Raw genomic sequence first — 2,757 nt, 5'->3', positions numbered from 1 at the left:
CCCCTCGAACACTTTGACCGCCTCCGCGGTCGTCGTATCCGAGACGGTGATAACCTCGTTCGAGGAAATCTGGTCGTAGATGAGCGCCGCCGCGCGGGTGCTTTCGGCGTCCGCGCCGCCGACGACCTTCGGATACGCACCGCGGATATCTTCGAGAGCGCGGCCGGAAGAGGTTCGTTCGGGGCAGAACGCGAGACCGAACTCGCCGAGGGAGAGTCCGCTCTGTTCTTCGAGTCGCGGGAGGAGGACATCACGGCACGAGCGGGGCGGCAGCGTCGATTCGAAGATGACGAGGTCGCCTTCGTCGAGACCCATCCCGATATCGTTTGTCACCGCTTCGATGACCGAGAGGTCTGGGCGGTCGTCCTCGTCGACCAGCGTCGGGACGATGACGACGTGAATACTCACCTCATCGGCGACTTCGCGGGGTTCGGGACTCGCTTGGAGTGCATCGTCTGCGACAAGTTCCGAAACGAGGTCGTCGAGACCCGGTTCGCCGACGATGTGGCTTCGCCCCGCGTTGATTTCGTTGACGACGTTGGTGTCGATGTCCGCGCCGGTCACGTTCTCGGTGGTCTCGGCGTAGACCGCAGCAAGGGGGAGACCCATCTTTCCGAGTCCGTAAACGCCGACCGAGATGTGGCCGGAAGTCAGTGCAGCTACCTGCTCGTCTTCGGGTCGTTCGGACCCATAGAGGTTCGTAACGGTTGCTTGTGAGCTCATATCGAATTTTTTTCTTGGAGTTCCGCTGGAAGCGGATGGTGTTTGGTCGGCGTTCCAACTGCGAGCGTCTCCGGTGGAACGTCCTTAGTCACGACGGCACCAGCGGCGACGAAGGCGTTCTTGCCGACAGTCACATCTGGGAGGATAGTCGCGTTACCGCCGACAGAAGCGCCGTCTTCGAGCGTGGGGCCAGCCATTTCGACGTCCTGTCGAACCGGGTACGGGTCGTTCGTGAGGACCGCACCGGGCCCGACAAAGACGTTGTTTCCGATGGTGGTGTTGGTGGGGACGTAGACCCGACTCTGGAGGCTCACGTTGGAGCCAATGACAGATGTTCCGTCGATGACGGTCTTGGTACCGACGACGACGTCGTCGCCGATTTGGGTGTTCTCTCGGACGAGGGCGTCGTGGCCGGTGATAAAGTCATCACCGATGTCCACGTCGCTGTAGATGATGGTTCCCGAGCGGATTCGGGCCTCGTCGCCGATGACGGTCTGCTTCGGGTCGTCACCGACGGGATAGCCGATGGTAACGTCGTCGTCGATTGTACACCCGGTTCCGGTGACGTACTCGTTCATGCCGACGTCGAGTCAGCGGTCGTCTCGTATTCGTCCGGGAGCGACGACCCACCGCCGACAGAGCGGTAGGTGGAGACGAGTACGAACAGTGCAACGAGTGCCGTAACGAGTTTCGTTTTAGTGCGCATGTGTTGGTCGGGGCGGACCGTCGCGGCCCGCGGTTCGAGAAAGAGGTCACAGGAGACGGCCATTATTATCGGGACGGTAAGAGAGTGAGCGAAGAAGAGCGTGTTACGTTATCGCGTACGAATCGGAGGGGTTGGCAAGTCGATAGTGTTCGGGTCGGTGCGGTTGGGTGGTCGATAGTGTGCAAGTTGGAGAGATTGGGTGGCCGGTAGTGGACAGATCAGTGAGAGTGAGTCGATAGCATTCGAACCGGCGACTCAGCTTGCGAGAATGGTTGGTTTATCCGATAATCAGCCCCTCACGAGGGTCAGACTGCCATCTACAAGCAGACCTTACCAGGCCGATAATCCGATTTTACGGCTCTTCTCGAAATGAACGGTCGCACCCATTTTTGAATGCACACTGTCAATCCGCGGGTGATGAAGTCGTCTTACCGTCGGTGGACACTCGACTTACTCCTCGTCGTCGCCGGAGCGGTCGCCGCACTCGCGGTGATTCTCCTCGGGGTCTCGGGGTCGGTCGTCCGGAGCCTCTTCGTTGTTCCATTCATCGTCTTCTATCCAGGCTACGCACTTCTTGCTGCGGCCTTTCCGGAACGGCGCTCCGACATTGAGTCCAATACGATGGGGAAAGATAGCTCGTTAACGCGACCGATACGACACACCGCCGGACTCCTGTACTCCGTTCGATTAGTCCTTGCAACGACATCGAGCGTCGCCATCGTCAGTGGAGTCGGTATCCTGACAAACTACTTCGGCTGGGGATTCCACGCCACCATCACGGGCGTCGGCGTGTTCGTGGTGACGATACTGTTCTCTGCTCTCGCCGTCGCCCGGCGGGCCATGCTTCCGGAGGAAGAACGAGCAGGTCTCCCGCCGCTCCGTGCTCTTATCGGCAATGCGAAAACGGCTACAAGTGGGGTTCGTTCACCCCTCTCGGTGCAGTCGGAACGCTCGTCAGTGTCGCTCGCCGTTAACGTCCTCCTCGTCGTGAGCGTCGTCGCGTTCCTCAGTAGCGTCGGCTTCGCAATGGTCGAAACACAACAGCCAGAATCGGATTTCACCGAAGTGTATCTCGTAACCGAAAACGGGTCAGAATACGAAATCGGCGGATACCCCCAACAACTCTCGAAAGGAGAGCCGACGACACTGACACTCGCAATAGAGAACCACGAACACGAGTCCAAGACGTACACCGTTGTCACGGAACTCCAACGACTCGACAGCGCGGCCAACGAACCGTGCGTCGGAGAGACAGTCAACGAAACACAACCCGTCGCGAACAACAACACACATCCCGCCGAGAACAACAAAATACAACCCGGAAGGAA

4 protein-coding genes are annotated in these 2,757 nt (G+C 59.2%); 1 reads left to right on the top strand and 3 read right to left on the bottom strand.

Annotated features, from left to right (window positions below):
- The 3 genes from QT222_RS03145 to QT222_RS03135 form a co-directional block, all read right to left on the bottom strand.
- The coding region (locus tag QT222_RS03145; protein WP_491476277.1) for an NAD(P)-binding domain-containing protein at positions 1 to 723 on the bottom strand (723 nt) is incomplete at its 3' end.
- Positions 720 to 1,301: an acyltransferase gene (locus tag QT222_RS03140; RefSeq protein WP_004060987.1), complete on the bottom strand. Its 582-nt coding sequence runs from the start codon at positions 1,299 to 1,301 to the stop codon at positions 720 to 722. The genes QT222_RS03140 and QT222_RS03145, both read right to left, overlap by 4 nt.
- On the bottom strand, positions 1,298 to 1,492 hold the full coding sequence (locus tag QT222_RS03135) for a hypothetical protein (RefSeq protein ID WP_491476276.1): 195 nt from the start codon (positions 1,490 to 1,492) through the stop codon (positions 1,298 to 1,300). The genes QT222_RS03140 and QT222_RS03135 overlap by 4 nt, the downstream gene beginning before the upstream one ends.
- A gap of 354 nt (positions 1,493 to 1,846) precedes the next feature.
- Here QT222_RS03135 and QT222_RS03130 point away from each other — a divergent pair.
- Positions 1,847 to 2,757 (top strand): DUF8471 domain-containing protein (locus tag QT222_RS03130; protein ID WP_491476275.1); only part of this gene is annotated, 911 nt, incomplete at its 3' end.

It is taken from the genome of Haloferax sp. s1 (genome assembly GCF_058382125.1).
This window is presented reverse-complemented; position numbering and strand designations above follow the sequence as displayed.